General features: G+C 67.2%; 1 protein-coding gene and 1 pseudogene. Both read right to left on the bottom strand.

Annotated elements, in window-relative coordinates; all coding sequences use genetic code 11:
* The coding region (locus AX750_RS25085) for a twin-arginine translocation signal domain-containing protein (protein WP_156462483.1) at positions 1 to 370 on the bottom strand (370 nt) is incomplete at its 3' end.
* Between the two features lie 105 nt (positions 371 to 475).
* Positions 476 to 564 (bottom strand): annotated as a pseudogene (locus tag AX750_RS27035) (thiosulfate oxidation carrier complex protein SoxZ); the annotation flags it as partial.

The following is a 564-nucleotide window of genomic DNA, read 5'->3' as shown; positions in this document are numbered from 1 at the left end:
GCCCGCCCATCCGGCCATAGGTCTTCGCCAGGGCGACGAAGTCGTCCGAGGTCAGCGCGAAGGCGTCGGGCGAGCCGGCGGCGATCCTGAAATACGCGCGGAATTCGGCATCGACGAGATGCGGCGGCTGCCCCCTGGCCGCACCGACGCCGAGATTGATCGAGGGCTCGCGGAAGTGCAGCGGCATCAGCTGCGCATGGATGTCGGTGACGTGCAGGATCGTCAGCGTGCCCAGCGGATCGAAGCGCAGGATGTCGCTCTGCGCCAGTTTCTGCTGTGCCGCTGCCCGCCCGAGCGGGCCCAGCCCGGAGGCTGCCGCAATCGCCGCAGCGGCGGCCGTCGCCTGGAGAAATTCGCGTCTCGTGACCATGATTCACCCTCTGGGCGAACGCCGAGCGCCGCCCACCTGCAATGTCCTTTTGGACATCGCGCGTCACGTCATCAGGATTCTCGCCGGCCCGGCAGGCCGGCTCGTTCAGCCGACGGTCAGCTTGTTCTTCGAGCTGTACTCGGAGCCGTCGTCATCCTTCCAGACGAAGGTGAACTCGCCCGATTCCGTCGCCT

The organism is Methylobacterium sp. CCH7-A2 (genome assembly GCF_001557075.1).
Lineage (GTDB): Bacteria > Pseudomonadota > Alphaproteobacteria > Rhizobiales > Beijerinckiaceae > Allobosea > Allobosea massiliensis.
Note: the sequence above shows the minus strand (reverse complement) of the source record. Positions and strands in the feature narration are given on the sequence as shown.